General features: G+C 67.8%; 22 protein-coding genes. 10 read left to right on the plus strand and 12 right to left on the minus strand.

The window, feature by feature from the left end:
• From ACLP25_RS27985 to ACLP25_RS28005, 5 genes are all read right to left on the minus strand, one after another.
• Positions 1 to 530 (minus strand): pyridoxamine 5'-phosphate oxidase family protein (locus tag ACLP25_RS27985; protein ID WP_442472368.1); only part of this gene is annotated, 530 nt, incomplete at its 3' end.
• A 10-nt stretch (positions 531 to 540) separates the two neighbouring features.
• The gene (locus ACLP25_RS27990) at positions 541 to 1,221 is read right to left on the minus strand and encodes a TIGR02453 family protein (RefSeq protein WP_442472369.1); all 681 of its coding nucleotides are present in this window, start codon (positions 1,219 to 1,221) and stop codon (positions 541 to 543) included.
• Between the two features lie 83 nt (positions 1,222 to 1,304).
• Entirely contained in the window at positions 1,305 to 1,445 is a 141-nt protein-coding gene (locus tag ACLP25_RS27995) for a hypothetical protein (protein ID WP_442472370.1), read from the minus strand.
• Between the two features lie 14 nt (positions 1,446 to 1,459).
• Complete coding sequence (locus tag ACLP25_RS28000) at positions 1,460 to 1,756, minus strand: methyltransferase domain-containing protein (RefSeq protein ID WP_442472371.1); 297 nt, start codon at positions 1,754 to 1,756, stop codon at positions 1,460 to 1,462.
• A gap of 221 nt (positions 1,757 to 1,977) precedes the next feature.
• A complete protein-coding gene (locus ACLP25_RS28005; protein ID WP_442472372.1) occupies positions 1,978 to 3,291 on the minus strand; it encodes a nicotinate phosphoribosyltransferase in 1,314 nt (437 codons plus the stop codon).
• A gap of 78 nt (positions 3,292 to 3,369) precedes the next feature.
• Between ACLP25_RS28005 and ACLP25_RS28010 the strand changes: the two genes are divergently transcribed.
• Genes ACLP25_RS28010 through ACLP25_RS28020 form a run of 3 tightly spaced genes read left to right on the plus strand, consistent with a single transcriptional unit; the run spans position 3,370 to position 6,285 of the window.
• Positions 3,370 to 4,173 (plus strand): (Fe-S)-binding protein, encoded by an 804-nt coding sequence (locus ACLP25_RS28010; protein WP_442472373.1) that lies wholly within the window; start codon positions 3,370 to 3,372, stop codon positions 4,171 to 4,173.
• A complete protein-coding gene (locus ACLP25_RS28015; RefSeq protein WP_442472374.1) occupies positions 4,170 to 5,597 on the plus strand; it encodes a LutB/LldF family L-lactate oxidation iron-sulfur protein in 1,428 nt (475 codons plus the stop codon). The genes ACLP25_RS28010 and ACLP25_RS28015 overlap by 4 nt, the downstream gene beginning before the upstream one ends.
• Positions 5,598 to 5,616: 19 nt before the next feature.
• Complete coding sequence (locus ACLP25_RS28020; RefSeq protein ID WP_442472375.1) at positions 5,617 to 6,285, plus strand: LutC/YkgG family protein; 669 nt, start codon at positions 5,617 to 5,619, stop codon at positions 6,283 to 6,285.
• A gap of 316 nt (positions 6,286 to 6,601) precedes the next feature.
• On the opposite strand, the gene ACLP25_RS28025 is transcribed toward ACLP25_RS28020, so the two are convergent.
• Entirely contained in the window at positions 6,602 to 6,787 is a 186-nt protein-coding gene (locus ACLP25_RS28025) for a hypothetical protein (RefSeq protein WP_442472376.1), read from the minus strand.
• On the opposite strand from ACLP25_RS28025, the gene ACLP25_RS28030 reads away from it, so the two are divergent.
• Entirely contained in the window at positions 6,786 to 8,213 is a 1,428-nt protein-coding gene (locus ACLP25_RS28030) for a L,D-transpeptidase family protein (RefSeq protein ID WP_442472377.1), read from the plus strand. The genes ACLP25_RS28025 and ACLP25_RS28030 overlap by 2 nt on opposite strands.
• Before the next feature lie 77 nt (positions 8,214 to 8,290).
• On the opposite strand, the gene ACLP25_RS28035 is transcribed toward ACLP25_RS28030, so the two are convergent.
• Entirely contained in the window at positions 8,291 to 8,602 is a 312-nt protein-coding gene (locus ACLP25_RS28035; protein WP_442472378.1) for a DUF1272 domain-containing protein, read from the minus strand.
• Between the two features lie 45 nt (positions 8,603 to 8,647).
• Between ACLP25_RS28035 and ACLP25_RS28040 the strand changes: the two genes are divergently transcribed.
• Entirely contained in the window at positions 8,648 to 9,280 is a 633-nt protein-coding gene (locus ACLP25_RS28040; protein ID WP_442472379.1) for a hypothetical protein, read from the plus strand.
• Positions 9,281 to 9,334: 54 nt separating this feature from the next.
• Positions 9,335 to 9,706, plus strand: a complete 372-nt coding sequence (locus ACLP25_RS28045; RefSeq protein ID WP_442472389.1) for a DUF2147 domain-containing protein — start codon at positions 9,335 to 9,337, stop codon at positions 9,704 to 9,706.
• A 20-nt stretch (positions 9,707 to 9,726) separates the two neighbouring features.
• Here ACLP25_RS28045 and ACLP25_RS28050 read toward each other — a convergent pair whose 3' ends face one another.
• A complete protein-coding gene (locus ACLP25_RS28050) occupies positions 9,727 to 12,579 on the minus strand; it encodes a histidine kinase dimerization/phospho-acceptor domain-containing protein (protein WP_442472380.1) in 2,853 nt (950 codons plus the stop codon).
• Between the two features lie 274 nt (positions 12,580 to 12,853).
• Here ACLP25_RS28050 and ACLP25_RS28055 point away from each other — a divergent pair, with 274 nt between their 5' ends.
• Together ACLP25_RS28055 and ACLP25_RS28060 are read left to right on the plus strand one after the other, a co-directional pair.
• Entirely contained in the window at positions 12,854 to 13,180 is a 327-nt protein-coding gene (locus ACLP25_RS28055) for a phasin family protein (RefSeq protein ID WP_442472381.1), read from the plus strand.
• A 56-nt stretch (positions 13,181 to 13,236) separates the two neighbouring features.
• A complete protein-coding gene (locus tag ACLP25_RS28060) occupies positions 13,237 to 13,752 on the plus strand; it encodes a phasin family protein (protein ID WP_442472382.1) in 516 nt (171 codons plus the stop codon).
• Between the two features lie 222 nt (positions 13,753 to 13,974).
• Here the strand turns inward: ACLP25_RS28060 and ACLP25_RS28065 are convergent, their stop codons facing one another.
• The 4 genes from ACLP25_RS28065 to ACLP25_RS28080 are packed head-to-tail and all read right to left on the minus strand — an operon-like array spanning position 13,975 to position 17,320.
• Entirely contained in the window at positions 13,975 to 14,607 is a 633-nt protein-coding gene (locus tag ACLP25_RS28065; RefSeq protein WP_442472383.1) for a pyroglutamyl-peptidase I family protein, read from the minus strand.
• A 9-nt stretch (positions 14,608 to 14,616) separates the two neighbouring features.
• Positions 14,617 to 15,762 (minus strand): acyl-CoA dehydrogenase family protein, encoded by a 1,146-nt coding sequence (locus tag ACLP25_RS28070; RefSeq protein WP_442472384.1) that lies wholly within the window; start codon positions 15,760 to 15,762, stop codon positions 14,617 to 14,619.
• Positions 15,763 to 15,765: 3 nt separating this feature from the next.
• Entirely contained in the window at positions 15,766 to 16,956 is a 1,191-nt protein-coding gene (locus ACLP25_RS28075) for an acyl-CoA dehydrogenase family protein (protein ID WP_442472385.1), read from the minus strand.
• Between the two features lie 46 nt (positions 16,957 to 17,002).
• Positions 17,003 to 17,320, minus strand: a complete 318-nt coding sequence (locus tag ACLP25_RS28080; protein ID WP_442472386.1) for a hypothetical protein — start codon at positions 17,318 to 17,320, stop codon at positions 17,003 to 17,005.
• A 180-nt stretch (positions 17,321 to 17,500) separates the two neighbouring features.
• Here ACLP25_RS28080 and purH point away from each other — a divergent pair, with 180 nt between their 5' ends.
• Positions 17,501 to 19,102, plus strand: a complete 1,602-nt coding sequence (gene purH / locus ACLP25_RS28085) for a bifunctional phosphoribosylaminoimidazolecarboxamide formyltransferase/IMP cyclohydrolase (RefSeq protein ID WP_442472387.1) — start codon at positions 17,501 to 17,503, stop codon at positions 19,100 to 19,102.
• Between the two features lie 74 nt (positions 19,103 to 19,176).
• Complete coding sequence (locus tag ACLP25_RS28090; RefSeq protein ID WP_442472388.1) at positions 19,177 to 19,908, plus strand: PRC-barrel domain-containing protein; 732 nt, start codon at positions 19,177 to 19,179, stop codon at positions 19,906 to 19,908.
• Positions 19,909 to 19,977 lie beyond the last annotated feature (69 nt).

Raw genomic sequence — 19,977 nt, forward strand, 5'->3', positions numbered from 1 at the left:
AGGCCGTCGATGCTGACGGCGTTCTTATCGCGGCGATAGGCTTCGAGCCCCTCCTCGCCTTTGGCGCTGGCCCAGTTGTCGAGCGAAGGGCGCTCGCCGCGATAGTCGAAGAGCGGCGTCCCGTATCCGCAGGACGTCTGCACACGGTCGACATGGAGCCGGACGATCTGCCGCACCCCCGCCGGCTCCTTGCCGTCGAACGCTTGGGCGAGAATGTCGCGATAGGCCTCGCTTCCGCGCCGCACGACTTCGCCGCGCCCATAGAAGCGAAGGATGTTGGGCGGGCCGTCGAAGGCGCAGAACATCAGCGTCAGCCGCCCGTCCGCTTTCATGTGCGCGGCCGTCTCGTTGCCGCTGCCGGTCCTGTCGAGATAGGCGACCGTCAGGTCGTCGAGCACGGCAAAGCTCTCGGTCCCGCGTGGGGAGACGTTGACATGCGCGCCCGGCGCCGCCGAGGCGGCGAAGAAGATGCGCCGGCGGCTGATGAACGCGCGGCAGGCCGCGTCGATCGCGGGAAGCACCTTGGCCATGACTGCGAGCCTAGCGCGAATCGGTCAGCGCGTCCCAGCCCCATTCGAGCAGCGGCAGAGAGTCTTTGGCGAAGGCGCAGAAGGCGTCGATGAGGGCGGGCTCGCGGATTTCCTTTTCCGACACGCTTCGCAGACAAATGAAATGCCGCTGCCGCGCCGCGACGAGAATCACTGGATCGGTGACCGCCTCGAACCCCCGCGTCGCGCGCTTCAGCGCGTCCTCCTCGCTGAGTTTGAGCCCCGCCTTCCTGAGCTTCGCGATCATCTGCTTAAAGGCCTTGGGCGCACGAGCCGCCGCGTCGCGGAGCCTTGAGAGCGCCGGCGGTTCGGGCTGGTAGAAGCCGGCGGCGAAGAAGCACTCCTCGGGCGAGAGGTGGAAGTAGAGCACGCCGGGATCGTTCTTTGAGCCGCTGCGGGTCATCGCGACGCCGGCGTTGGTCTCGTAAGGGTCCTTGTTCTTGGCGAAGCGCACGTCGCGGTGGATGCGGAACAGCGACGTCTTGCGATCGCCCTTGATCGGGATCTTCGCCTTGGCGAGCCGCGCCGCCGTGTCCTCCACGAGGTCGCCCATCGGTCCTTTGACGCAGCTTTCGTAAGTCGCCCGATTGGCCTCGAACCATTCCTTCGTCTGATGGAACGCCAGCGCCTTGAAAAACGGCAACGCCTGCGGCCCGAAGCCCTCGAATGGCATGTTGCTCTCTTTCTCGCCCCGCGAGCGAGACTAAGGAGACGCGCGGAGTCGAGCAATCCCCCGCGCTCGGCCGGTCTGCCGGATCACGACTTCTGCAGCACCGCGGCGCGGCTGGAGGCGACGTTCGGCCGATCGACCGCGGCAAGACCGGCCTCGGCGGCGAGCGCGAGTTCCTTTCCGAACCGGTCCTGGCTCACGTGACCGGCGGGTTCGACAAGGAGCATGCGGGCCCCACGCTTCATCGCGCGCGCGGCTTCGGCGAAGAACGTCGCAGCCGAAGGCATTTCATGGACGACCGCAAAGGCCAGGAAAAAAAAATCTCTACGCCTTCCCACGCTTCGAGCGCCATCGTCGACTCCGGCGCGACCCGTACGTCGATGCGGTCAAGCAGCCCCGCCCGCTCCGCCCGCCGTCTGAGCCCCGCGATCATTTTCGGCTGAACGTCGACGGCCACGACCCGACCCTCCGGGCCGACCAGCCGCGCAAGCTCCAAGGTGAAGAAGCCCATTCCGGGGCCGGGCTCGAGAACGATCATTCCCGCGCGCACCAGCGGCGAAGGATGCGCGACGGATCCTGCCTGAGCTTGCGGATCGGACTCGTCAGGAAGTAGCCGGCCCACCAGGGGCATACGTGGCGCGTGGGCATTGTGGTTCTCGCCTTCGCCTGGCTCCCGCCATGCGCGTTCGGTCAGCGATTATGGCTTCCGCATGTGACGTCCCTACGGGCAGCCGCGTCGTTCCATGGATTCGAAAGAGCTCACACCTCGACCGGATGCCGCGCCATCCCGTCGGCGCCGAAGATGCGCTGATAGCGCTCGATTTCCTCCTGCGCGCCGAGCGCCTTGTTGGGTTTGTCCGAGAGCTTCACGGCCGGCCGGCCGTCGGCCTCGACCACCTTGCAGACGAGCGAGATCGCCCTGAGCTGACCGTCCGCCCCGGCCGGTGCGCAACCGAGAAAATCGTTGGTGAGGTTGGTGCCCCAGCCGAACGACAGGTTCACGTCGCTGCGCAGCGCCCGAGCCGACTCCTCGATCGACTCGATGTCCATCGCGTCGGAGAGCACGATCAGCTTCTCCGACGGATCGCGGCCGCGCGTCCGCCACCACGCGATGAGCTCGCGCGAGGCTTCGAGGGGCGGCTTGGAATCCGGGCGCGCGCCCTTCCAGTCGGCGACCCAGTCGGGGGCGTTGCGCAGGAAAGCGGTGGTGCCGAAACAGTCCGGCAGGACGACCAGCAGGTTGCCGCCGTACATCGTCGCCCAGTCGCGCAGCACCGCATAAGGCGATTCGCGCAGTTCGGCCTCGTCGCGGGCGATGGCGCCGTAGACCATCGGCAGCTCGTGGGCGTTGGTGCCGATCGCCTCGAGGCCGGTGTCCATGGCGTGCTTGACGTTCGACGTGCCGATGAAACTGTCGCCGAGGCCCTCCTGCATCGCCTCGACGCACCAGCGCTGCCACAAGAAACCGTGCCGACGGCGGGTGCCGAAGTCCGAAACCTTCAGCGGCCCCTCGCGCTGAAGGATGCGCAGCCGCTCGACCTTGGACCACAGCTTGGCCTTGGCGCGGGCATAGAGCACGTCGAGGTCGAACCGGCTCATGCTGCGCATGGCGGCCCGGGCTCTCAGCTCGTTGATGATGGCGAGCGCGGGAATCTCCCACATCGTCGTCTCGGCCCACAGTCCGGAGAAGGTCAGCTCGTACTGGCCGTCGCGCTGGGTCAGCTCGTAATCGGGCAGACGGAAGTGGGCGAGCCACTCCATGAATCCCGGCTCGAAGATGTGCCGCGTGCCGTAGAACGTGTTGCCCGCGAGCCAGATCAGCTCGTTCTTGGCGAAGCTCAGGGTGCGGGCGTGGTCGAGCTGGTCGATCAGCTCGCGCTCGTCCACGATCTCGGCGAGCCGCACCGACGCCGTCCGGTTGATGAGCTGGAAGGTCACCCGCCGCTCGGGATGCATCTTCCAGATCATCTGGAGCATCAGGAGCTTGTAGAAATCCGTGTCGAGCAGCGTCCGGATCGCCGGGTCGATCCGGAAGGTGTGATTGTAGACGCGGGTTGCGATATCCGTTGCCATTGTGCGACCTTAGGGGGCCGTTCGGGAGGCGACAAGGGCGCGCGGGGCGCGGGCCCGGCGGAGGATTTTGGGTCCAAGATGCATGCAATCGCTTCTGAGCGCGAGGACCGCAGGCGCCCGCCGCGCGTCGGCCTGTTCGTCACCTGCCTCGTCGACATCATGCGCCCGACGGTCGGCTTCGCCGCGGTCAAGCTCCTGGAGGACGCCGGTTGCAAGGTCGTCGTTCCCGCGCAGACTTGCTGCGGACAGCCGGCCTTCAACTCCGGCGACCGGGCGACCGCTGCGGCGCTCGCGCGTCAGGCGATCGAGGCGTTCGAGGATTGCGACTACGTCGTCGCGCCGAGCGGCTCCTGCGGCGGCATGCTGATCAGGCATTACCCGGAGCTGTTCGCCGGCGAGCCGGAGATGGCGACGAAGGCCGAGCGATTCGCCGGGAAGACGCACGAGCTCGTCAGCTTTCTCACCGACGTTCTCGGCGTCGAGCGCGTGACGGCTCGGTTCGACGGCACGGTCGCCTATCACGATTCGTGCGCGGGGTTGCGGGAGCTCGGCGTCAAGGCGCAGCCTAGGCGGCTCCTGGCGAGCGTCGAGGGCCTGAGCCTTGTCGAGCTCGACGAGGCCGAGACCTGCTGCGGCTTCGGCGGCCTGTTCGCGGCCAAGTACGGCGAACTTTCAAACGCAATCGTCTCGCGCAAGGCGGACGACATTCGCAAGACTCCGGTCGGGACTGTCTTGGCGGGCGACCTCGGCTGCCTTCTCAACATCGCGGGCAAGCTTCAGCGCGAGGGCTCGCCGGTCAGGGCGAGACATGTGGCGGAGGTGCTCGCCGGAATGGCCGACGGCCCAGCGATCGGCGAGCCGCAGAAGGAGGCCCGACGATGACCGCCGTCGCGACCACGCCGCACTTCAAAGAGAACGTCCACGACGCCCTGACCGACGCGCGGCTGCAAGGCGCGCTCGTTCACGCCCGCAATTTCACCGGCCGGCGTGCGGCAGCGGCTGCGCGGCTGCCGGAGTTCGAGGCCCTGCGAGACAGCGCCCGCGCCATCAAGGACCATACGCTCGCGCACCTCGACCTCTATCTCGAGGCTTACGAGCTGAAGGTGACGGAAAGCGGCGGCCATGTGCATTACGCCGAGGACGCAGAGGCCGCCCGCACAATCATCCTCGACCTCTGCCGAGGGCTCGGCGCGAGGAGCGTCACCAAGGGCAAGTCGATGATCTCGGAGGAGATCGGGCTCAACCAGGCGCTCGAAGCGGCGGGGATCGAGGCGGTCGAAACCGACCTCGGCGAGTACATCATTCAGCTGCGCGGCGAGACGCCCTCGCACATCATCGCTCCGGCGATCCACGTGAGCAAACGCGACGTCGAGCAGGACTTCCGCAAGGCCCACCGGGACCTGCCGCCGGACCGCGACCTCTCGGAGCCCGAACAGCTGCTCGCAGAGGCGAGGGCCGTGCTGAGGGCGAAGTTCCTCGCCGCCGACGTCGGGATCACCGGCGCGAATTTCCTTGTCGCCGAGACCGGGACCTCGGTCATCGTCACCAATGAGGGCAACGGCGACCTGACCCAGATCCTGCCGCGTGCGCATATCGTGATCGCCTCGATCGAGAAGGTCGTGCCGACGCTGGAAGACGCCGCGCAGCTCCTCCGGGTGCTCGCCCGTTCGGCGACCGGCCAGGACGCCTCGGTCTACACCACATTCTCGACCGGTCCCCGCCGGCCGGACGATCCGGATGGCCCAGCCGAGTATCACGTCGTGATCCTCGACAACGGCCGCTCGTCGATGCTCGGCGGCGCGTTCGAGGACATGCTGCGCTGCATCCGCTGCGGCGCCTGCATGAACCACTGCCCGGTCTATCAGGCCGTCGGCGGACACGCCTATGGCTGGGTCTACCCGGGGCCGATGGGCGCGGTGCTGACGCCGTCGCTGATCGGCGTCGCGGAAGGCGGCCAGCTGCCAAACGCCTCGACCTTCTGCGGACGCTGCGAGGAAGTCTGCCCCGTGCGCATTCCGCTGCCGAACATGATGCGACACTGGCGCGAATGCGAATTCGAGCGGGCCCTGTCGCCGGCGACTGTGCGCGCCGGCCTCGGCCTCTGGGCGTTCTTCGCCCGGCGCCCCACCCTCTACCGCTTTGCGACCGATCTTGTCGCCCGGGCTCTCCACCTCGCCGGCCGCGGCAAGGGGCGGTTCGCCTCGATCCCGCTCGCCGGCGGCTGGACGCGCTACCGCGACCTCGCCGCGCCCGAGCGGACGACCTTCCAGAGCCAGTGGCGCGCCAAAAGCGGAGCGGTGAAGTGAACAAGAGCGGAGCGGTGAAATGAACGCGCGCGACGCGATCTTCGCCAATATTCGCCGTTCGCTCGGCGTGACTGGCGCCGAGGCGACGCGCCGCTTCGAGGTCGAGCGGCGGATCGCCGAAGCGCCGGCGGGCGTCGTGCCGAAGCGCGGGCAGGGCGACCTCCCGGCGCGCATCGCCACGTTCAAGGCGGAGGCCGAGCGGTCGCAGGCGAGCGTCGCCGAGGTCGACTCGCTCGCCGACGCGCCAGCGGAAGTTGCGCGCTTTCTGCGCGACTCGAACGGCCCCGCCACGGTGCGGATGGGGGCCGACCCGCGGCTCGACGCCCTGCCGTGGGGCGAGACGGCGCAGGAAATCTCCTCCGGTCCTTCGGACGGACACGACGTCAACGCGGTCTCCATGGCGCTCGCGGGGATCGCGGAGACCGGGACGCTCGCGCTCGTCTCGGGCGCCGACAATCCGACGACCCTCAATTTCCTCCCCGACAACCACATCGTCGTCGTGAGGCGGGAAGACATTGTCGCCGACTACGAATCTGCCTTTGCGCGGCTGCGATCGGTCTATGGCAAGGGCGGCGCGCCCCGCACGCTCAACCTCGTCACGGGGCCGTCGCGCTCGGCCGACATCGAGCAGACGCTGCTGCTCGGCGCCCACGGGCCGCGGCGGCTTCATATCGTCGTCGCGGGCTGAGGCGCGGTTGTAGGGCGTGGTCGGTGACCACGCCGGTGCGCTCCGTAGCCCGCTGACAGAGGGGCGTCCGGAAAGACGCCCTTTGGAGCGCGCCCTCAAAGGCGGCCAACGGTGGCTTTACGTCGTTCCCGCGGGTAAACGTTGTCTGCCGCAAGTTTGCCTTCGTGCGGATTTAGTAACCAACGCTTGGTAAATGAAAGCCGGCGGCGCGCATCCATTGGGGGGGCGCGCGAACCGGCATACAGGTCCGATTGATGAGAATTCGCGTTTTGCTTGCCGGCGCCGTCGCTTGCGCCCCCCTCCTCGCCGGCGCCGCTCAGGCGCAGACGGCCGCGCCGCCCGCGGCGCCGGCTTCGACGCCGGCCTCGACGAGCGGAGCGGCCTCGCCCAGCGCCGCCCCGGTCGCCCCGGCCAAGACGCCAGCGACGGCCGCGCCGGGCGCCGCTGCGCCTGCCGCGTCAACCCCGGCATCCGCTTCGAGCACGCCGCCGGCGCCCTTCATGCCCGCTGAGGCCGCGCCGTCGACTCCCGCCGCTGCCTCGACCGCAACGCCGGGCGTGGCGGCGCCAGCGGCCAGCGCGGCTCCGGGCTCGACCCCCGCTCCCGCAGCGGCCGCGGCGGCCCCGCCGAAGCCCAAGAAAGTCGCCCCGCCTCCGCCGCCGCTCGAAACCGCGCTGTCGACCGACCCGACCCCGACCCTCCAGCCCAACACCTTCTTCGCCACCGCCAAGGCTTCCGAGCATTATGGCGCGATCGTCGACGCCGGCGGCTGGCCGACCGACATCGTCGCGCTGCATCCCGGCGACAAGGGTCGGGAGGTCGCCAGGCTGCGCAAGCGCCTCGCGATCGAGGGCGACCTCGACGCCTTCCATGCCAGCGGCCAGGCGTGGGATTCTGAGCTCACCGCCGCGGTCAAGCGCTTTCAGACCCGCATGGGACTGAAAGAGACCGGAATCGTCGCCGGCGCCACGCTGAAGGCGATGAACGTCCCGGCAAAGGTCCGGTTCAAGGAGCTTGCGTCCTCGGCCGATCGGCTGGCCGGGGCGAATTTCGAGTTCGGCGACCGCTATGTCGTCGTCAACCTGCCGTCCACGGCGGTGGAGGCGGTGGAGAACGGCAGGGTCGCGCATCGCTATGTCGCCATCGTTGGCGATCCCGACCATCCGTCGCCCGAGATCTCGGCCCACATCCAGGTCATCAACCTCAACCCGACCTGGACCGTGCCGACCTCGATCATCAAGAAGGAAATCATTCCGCGCATGCAGCGCGATCCGGGCTACCTGACGCGGCAGAAGATCCGCATCCTCGACGGCTCGGGGCAGGAGATCAATCCGAAGGCGATCAACTGGAGTTCGGAACGCGCCGCCAACTACACGCTCAGGCAGGATTCGGGCGCCGGCAATTCGCTGGGCTCGATCCGCATCGGCATGCCGAACAAGCTCGCCGTCTACATGCACGACACGCCGTCGAAGCGCCTGTTCGGCGCCGACTACCGCTTCTTGAGCCACGGCTGCGTGCGCGTGCAGGGCGTCTACGACTATGCCCAGTGGCTGCTCGAGGGGACGCCGGGCGGTCCGAGCGGCGCGTGGGACAAGGCCGCGATGCAGGAGAAGGTGAAGGAGGGCGCGCCTTTCGACATCCGCCTCGCGCATCCCGTGCCGGTGATCTGGGTGTACCTGACCGGCTGGTCGAACGGCGACGGGCCCGCCAATTTCCGCGACGACGTCTACGGCCTCGATACGGTCGGCGACGCGATCGCGACCGCCGCGGCGCCGGAGACTGTCTCGTCGATAGCCTCCCCCGCTCCCGCGCGGCGCGCGCCGCCTGCGCCTCGCGCGCCGTCCGCCCCCGCGGCGCCTGTCCCGCCCGTAACGGTTTCGGCGCCGCCGCCCGTGTTCGCGGCCCCGCTGCCGCCGCCCGCACAGTAGGATTTCCTCCCCCGCGCTGCATCGCGCTGCGGGGGAGGATGGCTAACGGCGTCGCTAGGCGGCGCCAAAACCGCGCCCTACCGTTCCTCCGGCGGGATCGGCGCGATGTCGCGAGCGAAGTCCGCGATCTCGGCGAGCGTGTAGGAAAGGCGGATGCGCTGGGTCGACGGCGGGCGTTTGGCGACCGAAAGGCCGGGCCGCCATTCCCGCGCCGGGCGGATCGGCCGCGGGGCGAAGCCGCCGCCGCAGTTCGGGCATACGTTTTTGAGGACGTTGTCGACGCAGTTGACGCAGAAGGTGCATTCGAACGTGCAGATCCGCGCGTCCGTCGCATTCGGCGGCAGGTCCTTGTCGCAGCCCTCACAATTCGGTCTAAGCTCGAGCGCCATGCGTCACCCCTTCGCGCCGTCCCATCGCCCATCAAGGTTCGTCAGGTGAACGCAGAACGCAACCCGCAGCGCCCCTTGCAGAATCGCGTCGATCCGTTCGGCGAATTCCACGCGGTCGCCGCGCGCGGCGCGTTCCTGGGCAATCGCGGCGGGCGGCTGCATGGCGCCGACCGGACGCTCGGCCGCCGGCGCTGGACGTCGAAGCGCTGGATTGTCTGCGTCTGCGAATTCAAGGGCCGCTGGCGCGAGGTTTGGGGCGAGGGCTACACCGAGCTCTTCTTCCTCGACGAGCCGACGGCGCTGGCGGCCGGCCACCGCCCCTGCTTCGAGTGCCGGCGCAATGCGGCAAAGGCCTTCGCCTCCGCGTTCCCCGGCCAAGCGAAGGACGCCGACGCGATGGACGTCGTTCTCCACCGCGAACGACTCGACGGCCGGCTGAAGCGCCTTTGGCGGGCGCGTCTCGCCGCGCTTCCCGACGGCGCCTTTGTCGCGGTCGAGGGCCGCCCGCACGCCCTCCGCGACGGGAGGTTGTGGCCGTGGAGTTTTTCTGGCTACGGCGCGCCGTTCGCGTTCGGCGTGATCCGGGACGTCAACGTCCTGACCCCGCCCTCGACCGTCGCGGCGCTCGCCGCGGGATATCGTCCCGTCTGGGCCTCGGCGTCCGGCTCAACGCCTTGACGGAACGTTCAACTATCAACTAATGCCGCCAGCGAAGGCGGGAGGGGCGACATGATGAAAGCGTTGATCGCGAGCGCCGCCTTGGTGGCGGCGTCGGGTGCCGGAGCCTTGGCGGGGGACGCCAAGGGCGACTGGCTGCGCGAAAACGGCGCATCGAAGGTCCGGATTGCGCCGTGCGGCGGCGATGCGCTGTGCGGCTCGATCATCTGGCTCAAGGACGCGGGCGGCCCCGCCAAAATCGGCCAGCAGGTGTTCTTCGCCATGAAGCCGCACGGCGACGACGATTGGACCGGCTCGGCCTTCAACCCCGAGGACGGCAAGACCTATTCCGGCAAGATGACGCTTTCGGGCGATCACCTCACCACCGCCGGGTGCGTGTTCGGCGGCCTCATCTGCAAGTCGGTGTCCTGGACGCGCACGCGGTAGGAAGCGGCCGCCCTCCCCCTTCACTGCGCCGCCTGGACGTTGGGGAAGCAGATTTCCACCAGAGTGCCGTGGTCCCGCCGGCTCTTGATGGAAAACTCGGCCTTGTTGGCCTCGACCAGCGCCTTGGTCAGCGGCAGGCCGAGCCCGACGCCGCCCTTCCGTTGCCCGCGGCCGACCTGACCGAAAGGCTCTAGGGCGACCCCGACCTCGCTCTCGATCATCCCGACGCCGGTGTCGCGCACCCGGATGACCGCCTGGCCGGCAGCGTCGACCGCCGTCGAGACGATCACCTGTCCGCCCGGCTCGTTGAACTTCACCGCGTTGGACATGAGGTTCAGCATGATCTGCCGCAGCGAGCGCTCGTCCACCATCACCCGGGGCAGGCGGTCGAACAGCGAGATGCGCATAATGATCCGCTCGCGCGCCGCTTGCGGCTGCATCACCGACACGCATTCGCGGATCAGCGTGTTGGCGTCGACGGGCGCGAAGGCCAGTTCGAGCCTGCCGGATTCGATCTTGCTCAAATCGAGCAGGTCGTCAGCGAGGCTCATGATGTGCCGCCCCGAGGCGTGGATGTCCTTCAGATAATCCCGATAGCGGTCGTTGCCGATCGGTCCGAACCGCTCCTCCATCATCACCTCGGCGAAGCCGAGGATGGCGTGGAGCGGCGTGCGGATCTCGTGGCTGACGTGCGCGAGAAACTCGGTCTTCGCGGCGCTGGCGGCGAGCGCCGCGTCACGCGCCGCGGTCAGGCGGCGCTCCGTTTCGCGCTCGCGCCGCATGTCCCGGAAAAGCGCGCAAAAATGGGGCGCGTCCGGCGGCCCGACTCGCGCCAGTGTCAGCGAAAGGGTGAGCGGCGCCCCTTCGCGGTCGCGGCCCGCGACGGCGGTCGGCGGTTCGGACGAGGGCCCGCCAAGCCGGCTGAGGCTTTCGAGGAGAGCGGTCGCCGCCGGATGGCTCGGCGGCGCGAGCAGCATCAGCACGCTTTCGCCCGCGACATCCTTTTCGGCATAGCCGAACAGCCGTTCCGCCGAGGCGTTGAACGACTGGATGCGGCCGGCCGAGTCGAGCGCAACGGCGCCGTCGGTCGCCAGATCGAGCATCTGGACGAGATCGTCTGCGACGCTTGCCTCGCTGACGTCGCCGTGCCTTTCGTCCGAGCGGCTCGCGGGCTTTGCTGCGCGCAGCATGATCAGCGTGGCGGGCGCGCCGTCCCAGACGATGGCCTGCGCGCGGCCTTCGACCGCCAGCGCCTGTCCCTGAATGGTAAAGATGGAGAAGGCGCCGTCGTCGGTCTCCGACAGTGTCGGTCGCGCGTCGCTGCGGAACATCGCCGCCAGTCCGTCGCACGACTCGAACTGCTCCTGATCCCGGTACCCAAGCAGAGCAAGCAGCGTCAAATTGACATAGAGCGGCTGCGCGTCGCGGGCGACGAGGACGCCGATGGGAAGGCGGTCGAGCAGCGTCAACGCGTTTCGCAGGACCGGCACCGCGTCCGGATCGGCGGCGGGCTGGCGCTTTTCCGGTTCGGCGGGGGACATCAAGCCTGAGTCGTCCGCGGCTTCGGCGCCCTGTTCGCGCGCCCGCGCCGGAGGGTCGTGGGCGACGGGTCGCGCGTCCGTTCGGGAAGCCTGGGTGCGACCAACGAGCGCCCGCGCGATTTCGCGGAACGCTTCACGCTCTGCCTTGCTAAGTTCGACGCTGCCGTCGCCGGAGTCTCCCGCCTCCTGCGGTCTCGACGCATCGAAGGCGCCCGGACGGATCGGAACGATCTTCGATGGCGCAACCGACGCCGGAGCGCTCTGACGGAGGATGAAAATCTCGGCGGTCCGCTCTTGAGCCGCGGCTGCGTCCGGCGGTCCGGCCGGTTCCGGCGGCGGGGCCGTGGCGGGCGGGCTGGGCAGTTCGGGGGCTGGCGCGACCGGGGTGAGGCGGCTCCGGTCCACTTCGTCGCCGTCTGCGGTCGCCGTCGCACGAGGCGCGGCGTCTTCGGCCGTCGCAGGCCCTGCGGCGGCCGCAACGGCTTTGTCCTCATCCGGTGCGGAAGCCGTCCCTGACGGCCTTGCCGCCTCGATCGCCTCGCCGATCGTCCCGAAGCCCCTGAAGCCGGCAAATTCGCGGGCGTTGTCGAACAGCGGCGCTCCCGAAAGGGTGATCGGAAGCGCGTGAGCGCCGTCGCTCGCCATCCATAGGATCTTGAGGTCCGCGAACGTCTCTCGCTTTTCGACGGCAGAGGCAAGCGCCTCGCCGTTTTCGATGGCGACGCGGAATCGGAGGGCCTCGACGGTCTCGCCGGCCTCTGGCGCGACGGCCCCCAGAGCCGAGGCGAGAACCGGATCGGGAGCTGCGAAGCGTCCGTCCTTGTCCACGCTCCAGAGAAAGCGCGACCGGGCGGGCGCAACGACGACAGGAGAGGCCGTCGGCGGCAGGGTCGGCGCGATCGGCTCAGCGGGCGCGACCGGCGCCGGGTTCGCAAGAACGGCGTCGTCCGCCGTGAGAATCAGGAAAGCGGCGCCATCGGGAGCGGCGATGCGGACGCAGCGCACGTTGGCGCTTGTCGCCCGCGGCCCGTCGCAGTTTCGAATGCGTTCGAGTCGCGCGCCTTCGGCGACCGGCAGTGTCGCGGCGAGGCGGCGCAAGCGGCGCGCGCCGGGACCGTCACCCGACAGGAGACGCCTCTGAAAGTCAGCGCGATCCGTCGCTCCCAAGAGCGCCAGTCCGAAGGCGGTGACGTGCGCCGCCTGCCCGCTTGCGGCGATGACCGCAATCGGCGTCCCTCCGCCCGTGAGGGGCGCGGCGGCGTCGAACAGTCCGTCCGCCGCTTCCGGCGTCAAAGTGCGGTCTCCGGATGGCTTCGACGGCGGCAAATTCAAGATCGGCTCGCTTTGCAACGCTCGGCCGGGGCGATACCAACAATCGCCTACGCCCGCGACCGTTAGCAATTCTTTAACGCTGATCGCAGGATTTCACCACGCTCCGCGGATCGCTGATTCCGCGAACGGTTAAAATTCTTGGTGCGGCGCGGAATTATGTTGCACTGCAGCAAAAACTGAGGTATGGATCTGCAGACGTTGGGCAGACCCTCCGCCGAACAACATGAAAGCATGAACGATGAACGCCTCCTCACCTTTTGACGTCCCGAACGATTTGCGTGATTTCGCCGAGCGCAGCGTAGAGCAGGCGCGCAAGGCCTTCGAAGGGTTTCTCTCCGTAGCGCAACGGACCGCCGGCGCCGCCGGTGACGTGACTGGACAGGGCGGAGTCAAATCCGTCGCTGCGCAGGTCCTGAGCTATACCGAGCAGAACGCGAACGCCGCTTTTGATGTTGCGACCAAGCTCGTCCGGGCCAAAGACCCGCAGGAAATCTTCGCCGTCCAAAGCGAATACCTGAAGAGCCAGATCGCTGCGCTGCAAACTCAGGCGCAGGAACTCGGGGCCGCCTTCCAGAAGGGTCTTATTCCGGGTAAGCAGTGAGCCGCGCAATCGGCTTTGCCCGATTCCTCAAACTCGAAAGTCTGTGAGAGCACGAAATGGCATCCACATCGAAGAAGAGCGCCGGCGCGCAAGCTGCCGCCGCCGTCCAGGTCGAGCCCGACCTTCCGGACGAGACCCTGAACGTTGAAGAAGCCGTCGAGGCGATCGTCGAGCCGGCTCTCGAGATGCAGGAAACGGTTCGCCACGCGCTGGAGAAAGGCGTTGTGGAATCGCGCGCCGCGTTCGTGAAGGCGAAGGTTTCGGCCGAGGAAGCCGCGAACGCCTTCGAGTTGAGTTTCGCCGCGGTCAAGGACGGCGTGGCTACGTTCAACACCAAAGCGCTCGCGGCCGCCCGCGCCAACGCCGAGGCGAATTTTGATTTCATCAAGGCGACGCTCGCCGTGAAGTCGGTGAGCGATCTTATCGCGTTGCAGAACGATTTCGCCAAGAAGCAAACCGACGCCGTGGTCGTGCAAGTCAAGGATCTCGCTGCCGTCGCCCAGAAGACGGTCGTCGAGACCTTGGAGCCGATCAAGGATCAGATGTCGAAGTCATTCAAGATCGCAGTCTGATCCGCTAAAACGCGGCGTACGCGAAGTTTTCCGCACTCCCTTTGCGCCGTCCGCAGTTGCGGGCGGCGTTTCCTTGTCTGGAGTGCGCCTTGGCGCCGCGCCGCACGATCTGTCGCGCTGAAGCAGGTTGCTCTTCGGTCGACGCGGCCGTTTGTTGCCGCGCTTGGCTTGAGCGCGGCGACGCAGTCAACGACCGCGCTTACAGGGCGCGATTCCAGGAAACTACACGGCGCTAATACTGCGCCCGCCATCCGTTCCCCGCATCAATGCCTGGACCCCTGCCTGCAGGGCTCGGGCCGCGTTCGCGGAGTCGAGCCGGCGATCGCTCGCTTTCGGCGCCGATTGCGCGGGTGTCGCCGGGAGGTGGATGAAGATTGCGGCGGTCGTCGGCGACTGAGAGCTGAGATACCGTAGGGCGCCGTAGTACAGGTGGTTGCAGACGTAGTCGCCCGCGTCGGTCGAGACCCGCGCGGCGACGCCGGCTTCCCGGATCGCATGCGCGACCGCGGTCGCCGAGGCCGTCGTCTCCACCACATCCGGGCCAGAAGCCGGGCTTAGGCCGAGTTCGCCCCGGTTGTCCCGCGCCGTCACGCTGACGCTCCTCAGCGCGAACCTCTCGACTGAGACCATTCCTCGCCGCGCCGCCTGCCCGGTCATGACCACGGCGCTGGGCTTCAACCGCTCGAACGCGGCGACGAACTCGGGAAGGCAAAGTTCAAAAGCGCACGGCAGCATCCGCGCGGCGACGATGGCGTCGCCGAATGAGGCGCCGTCGAGGTGCTTCGCCGCCTCCCAGGAGGCGTTGACCGTTTCGCCGCCGAACGGCTCGAACGCAGTGACCAGAACCGATCGCATGAGTCCAATTCAGGCGAACAGCGACCCGCGGTCGCCGAGTTTGCGCGCGTGCAGGTCCGCGTCGCCATAGGCCGCGTCGATCAGCGTCAAACGCTTGAAGAGATGCCCGACCTTGTATTCATAGGTCATCGCAATCCCGCCGTGCATCTGCACGGCCTGCTGCCCGATGAACTTCGCCGACCGGCCGATCTGCACTTTGGCCGCGGAGATCGCCTTGCCGCGCTCCACGGCGTTTTCCTCGGTCGCGCTCATGGTGGCGAGATACATCATGCTGCGCGCCTGCTCGAGCGCGACCACCATGTCGGAGGCGCGATGCTGAAGGGCCTGGAACGAGCCGATCGTGACGCCGAACTGCTTGCGCGTCTTCAGGTATTCGACGGTCATCGCCAAAGCCTCGCTCATGGCGCCGACCGCCTCGGCCGACAGCGCGGCGATGGTCTCGTCGACCGCGCGCTCGATGATCGGCAGCCCGCCTTCCGGGGCGCCGAGCACGCTTTCAGGCTCGACCCGGACATTGGCGAAGGCAATTTCCGCGGCGCGCCGGCCATCCTGGGTGGGATAGCCGCGGCGGGTTACCCCGGGCGCGTCGGCGTCGACGAGGAAGAGTCCGATCCCGTCGCGGTCGCGGCGGCCGCCCGAGACCCGAGCCGAAACGATCAGCGCGCCCGCGCTGTCGCCGTTGACGATGAGACCCTTTTCGCCATCAAGAACAAAAGCGGCGCCGTCCTTGCGCGCGGCCAGTCCGACGTCGTTGAGGTCGAATCCGGCTTGCCTTTCGGCGTGAGCAAAGCTGAGGCGAAGATCGCCGGCCGCGATGCGGCCGATGAGTTCCGCCCGTTTTTCCGCCGACGCGGCGTGCTTGACGAGCGCGCCGCAGAGGACGACCGTCTCAAGATAGGGTTCGAGCGCCAGCGCCTTGCCGAATTCCTCCATCACGATCATCGTCTCGACCGCGCCGCCCCCGTAGCCGCCGTCCTCCTCCGAAAACGGCGCCCCCAGGAGTCCGAGGTCGGCGTACTCGCGCCATAGCGCTTCGCTGAAGCCGGCCGGGCTCGCCTGATAGGACTTCCGCGCCTCGAAATTGTACCGGTCCTTCATCAGTCGCGCGACGTTGTCGCGCAGCATCTGCTGCTCGCTGCTCAGTTCGAAATCCATGGATCAGAGCCCCAGAATGGCCTTGGCGATAATGCCGCGTTGTATCTCGTTCGAACCGCCGTAGATCGTCACCTTGCGGTAATTGAAATAGTTCGGCGCGGCCGGGCCAGCCCATTCGGGGCCGACTGGCGGCTCGTTCGTCAGCGCTTCTGGGTCCTCGTAGGGGAGCGCGTAGGGCCCGACGACCTCCATCAGAAGCTCGGTTGTCGCCTGCTGGATTTCCGAGCCCTTGATCTTCAGGACCGACGAGGCGGGATCGGGTTTGCCGTCGCTCCTGCGGCTCGCGATGACGCGCATCTGGGTCATCTCGAGCGCCTTCAGTTCGACCTCCACCGACGCGAGCCTGGCGCGGAAAAATGGATCGTCGATCTTGGGGCCGGCGCCATACACCGGAATGGCGGCGAGTTCGCGCACCCGATCGAGCCGAGCCTTGGAGATTCCGACCCGTGCAATTCCGTTGCGCTCGTTGGTGAGCAGGAACTTCGCGTAGTCCCAGCCCTTGTTCTCCTCGCCGACAAGCGCGTCGAGCGGAGCGCGGACGTCGTCGAAGAACACCTCGTTGACCTCGTGGCCGCCGTCGATGGTCTGGATCGGCCGCACCGTCACGCCCGGGCTCTTCATGTCGACCAGGAAGAACGAAATACCCTCCTGCTTCTTGCCCTGCGGGTTGGTGCGCGCGAGGAGGAAGATCCAGTCGGCGTACTGCGCCATGGTGGTCCAGGTCTTCTGGCCGGAAATCACCCACGAGTCGCCATCGCGGCGCGCAGTAGTCCGCAAGCTGGCGAGATCCGACCCCGCGCCGGGCTCCGAGAAGCCCTGGCACCACCAGTCTCGAAGATCGAGAATGCGTGGCAAAAACCGTTCCTTCTGCGCCCGCGAACCGAACGTGTAGATGACCGGCCCGACCATGTTGACCCCGAAGGCGATCGCCTCGGGCGCGTTGCCGCGCTGGACCTCGTCGAGGAAAATCGACTGCTTGACCGGGCCCCACCCGGTTCCGCCCCATTCAACCGGCCAGTGCGGCGCCGCCCAGCCCTTGTCCGCGAGAATGCGCGTCCAGCGAACGTAGTCCTCCTTGGCGAGCCTCCGGCCCGCGACAGTTTTTTCCCGGATCGAGGCCGGCAGGTTGTCGCGGACGAACGCGCGCGCCTCCTTGCGGAACGCGAGTTCGTCCTCGGTCAGTCGCAGGTCCATGGGCCGTCGCCTCCGGTGTCGATTCGGCCGAAGGCGTTGGCCTTCGTCAGCGCGGCCAATTTTCGGACTTCCGCACCGGCGCGTCAACCCGCGCCCGCTGTCCTGTCCCTTGACGTCGATTCGGTCCTAGAACGGGTTCGGGACCCGCCTCTCGTGCCCGCACCCACTCCGCGGATTCCTCCGCACGCACCTTGGATTCGTTGAAATGGTTCCAGCTTCGGTCGAACGGCGTCAGCGATTGGGTCGGAATTTGCTGTCCATAGCCGTAGGAGCCGTAAGAGGACGACGTCCCGGTCTGGGCAAGGGCGATGGGAGACGCCAGGAGAGAGGCGGCGAAACCGGCCAGCGCGATGGTCTTCATCATAGGCTGCTCCTCGGAACAAACGGCGGAAACCGTCCTTGGGGTAAACGCGCCAGCCTCGAATCCGGATGACGCGCCCGAGGGACCTGGGAGGTTAACTTTTCGTGATCCTTGCCGTTTCCGCCCGCATTTGTTCCGTGCTATGGCGCCGCAACACGCCGGAGGCGCGAGGAGCAGGAGTTGATGCCGACCAATGTCGTCAAGATCGGACGGGCGCTGATCTCGGTTTCCGACAAGACGGGCCTCGTCGATCTCGCCAGGGCGCTAACGGCCCGGGGCGTCGAGATCCTGTCCACCGGCGGAACGGCGGCGGCCATCGGGGAAGCGGGGCTTCCGGTCGTCGACGTCGCGCAGGTCACCGGGTTTCCCGAGATGATGGACGGGCGGGTCAAAACCCTGCATCCGCGCATCCATGGCGGGCTGCTCGCGATCCGCGCCGATCCGACCCATCAGGCGGCGCTGATCGCCAACGACATCGCCACGATCGACCTCTTGATCGTCAATCTCTATCCGTTCGAGGCGACGCTGAAGCGCGGCGCGTCGTTCGAGGACAAGGTCGAGAACATCGATATCGGCGGACCGGCCCTGGTCCGCGGGGCGGCCAAAAACCACGAGGACGTGGCCGTCATCGTCGACATCGCCGACTACGCCGAGCTCATCGCCGAGCTCGACCGCCACGAGGGCGCAACGAGCCTCGCCTTCCGCCGTCGCCTGGCGCAGAAGGCTTTCGCCCGGACGGCTGCCTACGACGCCGCCATCTCCAACTGGCTCAACGGCGAGATCGGCGAGACGACGCCGAAATGGCGCGCCTTCGGCGGCGTGTTGCACGACGCCTTCGGCGCGTTGCGCTACGGCGAGAATCCGCACCAGGCCGCCGCGCTTTATCTTACCGCCGAAACCCGTCCCGGCGTCGCGACCGCGCGCCAGGTCCAGGGCAAGGCGCTCTCCTACAATAATATCAACGACACCGACGCGGCCTATGAACTCGTCGCCGAATTCGACCCCGCCGAGAGCGCCGCGGTCGCGATCGTCAAGCACGGCAACCCCTGCGGCGTCGCGGTCGGCGCGAGCTTGGTCGAGGCCTACGAGAAGGCCCTGGCCTGCGATCCGGTCTCGGCCTTCGGCGGCATCGTGGCGTTGAACCGCCGCCTCGACCCTGCGGCGGCCAAAAAGATCGTCGAGATCTTCACCGAGGTCATCATCGCCCCCGAGGCGGACGACGACACGATCGCGATCGTGTCGTCGAAAAAGAACCTTCGATTGATGATCGCTGGCGGCCTGCCGGACCCGCGCGCGAAATGCCTGACCGTGCGCTCGGTCGCCGGCGGCCTTCTGGTTCAGGACCGCGACGGCGGCGTCCTCGACCAGGCTGCGCTTAAGGTCGTCACCAGACGCGCGCCGACGCCCGCCGAGATGGCCGACCTCAAGATGGCCTGGAAGGTCGCCAAGCACGTGAAGTCGAACGCGATCGTCTACGTCAAGGAGGGCTCGACGGCGGGGATCGGCGCAGGGCAGATGTCGCGCGTCGATGCTGCGCGCGTGGCGGCGCTCAAGGCGCTCGACGCGGCAAAAGCCGCGGATTGGCCCGAGCCGCGCACCAAAAACTCGGTCGTCGCCTCCGACGCCTTCTTCCCGTTCGCGGACGGGCTTTTGGCGGCGATCGAGGCGGGCGCCACCGCGGTCATCCAGCCCGGCGGCTCGGTGCGCGACGCCGAGGTGATCGCGGCGGCCGACGACGCGGGGGTCGCGATGGTCTTCACCGGCATGCGCCATTTCCGGCACTAAAGGGCGCCCTGCCATTTCCAACCTCTCGCCACGCGCGAGCGGGGGCGGAACCGCGAGAATCGAGAGGAACGGCTATGCTGTTCGCCGCGAGCGGCCTGATCGGACGCCCCATCGCCGCCAGCGACGGCCGCATCGGCGCCGTCAAGGACTTTTTGCTCGACTCTCGGCGGCGGGTGCGCTGGATGGTGGTCGACACGGGCCAATGGCTGCCCGGCCGCAAGGTCTTGATCCACCCATCGGCGGTCGCGTCGATCCGCCTGCCGCCGAGACCGGCGCTGCCCATGCTGAATTTCGCCGGCGAACTGGCGGTGTCGGTCAACCTGACCACCCGGCAGGTCGAGGCCAGTCCGGAGGCGCGCCAGGACGAGGCGGTGACGGTCAAACTGGAGCAGCGCCTCTTCGACCACTACGGATGGGATCCGGCCTGGAGCGCGCCGGAGTTCGGCGGCGAGGCGGGCGTCGCAACGGACGGCGACCGGCGCCTCAGCAGCGCCGCGGCGATCAAGGGATTCGCCGACCACGGCGTGGACGGCAAGGTCGGTTCGGTCGACAATGTGCTCATCGACGACATCCGCTGGACTGTCCGCTATCTCATCGTGGCGACGCGGGGCTGGCTGCGCGGAAAGCTCGTTCAGATTCCGCTGCGTCCGGCGACGGACATCGACTGGCAGGCTCGGAGCGTGACCCTCGACATTCCGCGCGAGCGTGTCGTTTCAGCGCCCGTCTGGGACCCGCTGGTCATGGTTGACGAAATCTCCGAAGAGCGCCTGCGCGGCCATTTCGGCTCGCCGCAGGATGGGGCCTAGCTTAAGCTAGGAACAGCAATCTGCTCTAGGGAAGCGCCGCCAGAGCGGCGTCGATGCGGACCATCATAC

Source organism: Roseiarcus sp. (assembly GCF_052145395.1).
Classification (GTDB): Bacteria; Pseudomonadota; Alphaproteobacteria; order Rhizobiales; family Beijerinckiaceae; genus Roseiarcus.

Bases quoted from the DNA above. Each gene is read 5' to 3' on its own strand.
- ACLP25_RS28075 (WP_442472385.1), bottom strand. From the start codon at position 16,956: ATGGACCTGCGACTGACCGAGGACGAACTCGCGTTCCGCAAGGAGGCG.
- ACLP25_RS28045 (WP_442472389.1), top strand. From the start codon at position 9,335: ATGAAAGCGTTGATCGCGAGCGCCGCCTTGGTGGCGGCGTCGGGTGCC.
- ACLP25_RS28015 (WP_442472374.1), top strand. From the start codon at position 4,170: ATGACCGCCGTCGCGACCACGCCGCACTTCAAAGAGAACGTCCACGAC.
- ACLP25_RS28030 (WP_442472377.1), top strand. From the start codon at position 6,786: ATGCCCGCTGAGGCCGCGCCGTCGACTCCCGCCGCTGCCTCGACCGCA.
- ACLP25_RS27995 (WP_442472370.1), bottom strand. From the start codon at position 1,445: ATGCTCCTTGTCGAACCCGCCGGTCACGTGAGCCAGGACCGGTTCGGA.
- ACLP25_RS28060 (WP_442472382.1), top strand. From the start codon at position 13,237: ATGGCATCCACATCGAAGAAGAGCGCCGGCGCGCAAGCTGCCGCCGCC.
- ACLP25_RS28020 (WP_442472375.1), top strand. From the start codon at position 5,617: ATGAACGCGCGCGACGCGATCTTCGCCAATATTCGCCGTTCGCTCGGC.
- ACLP25_RS28005 (WP_442472372.1), bottom strand. From the start codon at position 3,291: ATGGCAACGGATATCGCAACCCGCGTCTACAATCACACCTTCCGGATC.
- ACLP25_RS28090 (WP_442472388.1), top strand. From the start codon at position 19,177: ATGCTGTTCGCCGCGAGCGGCCTGATCGGACGCCCCATCGCCGCCAGC.
- ACLP25_RS28035 (WP_442472378.1), bottom strand. From the start codon at position 8,602: ATGGCGCTCGAGCTTAGACCGAATTGTGAGGGCTGCGACAAGGACCTG.
- ACLP25_RS28025 (WP_442472376.1), bottom strand. From the start codon at position 6,787: ATGAAGGGCGCCGGCGGCGTGCTCGAAGCGGATGCCGGGGTTGACGCG.
- ACLP25_RS28080 (WP_442472386.1), bottom strand. From the start codon at position 17,320: ATGATGAAGACCATCGCGCTGGCCGGTTTCGCCGCCTCTCTCCTGGCG.
- ACLP25_RS28010 (WP_442472373.1), top strand. From the start codon at position 3,370: ATGCATGCAATCGCTTCTGAGCGCGAGGACCGCAGGCGCCCGCCGCGC.
- ACLP25_RS28070 (WP_442472384.1), bottom strand. From the start codon at position 15,762: ATGGATTTCGAACTGAGCAGCGAGCAGCAGATGCTGCGCGACAACGTC.
- ACLP25_RS28000 (WP_442472371.1), bottom strand. From the start codon at position 1,756: ATGATCGTTCTCGAGCCCGGCCCCGGAATGGGCTTCTTCACCTTGGAG.
- purH (WP_442472387.1), top strand. From the start codon at position 17,501: ATGCCGACCAATGTCGTCAAGATCGGACGGGCGCTGATCTCGGTTTCC.
- ACLP25_RS28065 (WP_442472383.1), bottom strand. From the start codon at position 14,607: ATGCGATCGGTTCTGGTCACTGCGTTCGAGCCGTTCGGCGGCGAAACG.
- ACLP25_RS27990 (WP_442472369.1), bottom strand. From the start codon at position 1,221: ATGCCATTCGAGGGCTTCGGGCCGCAGGCGTTGCCGTTTTTCAAGGCG.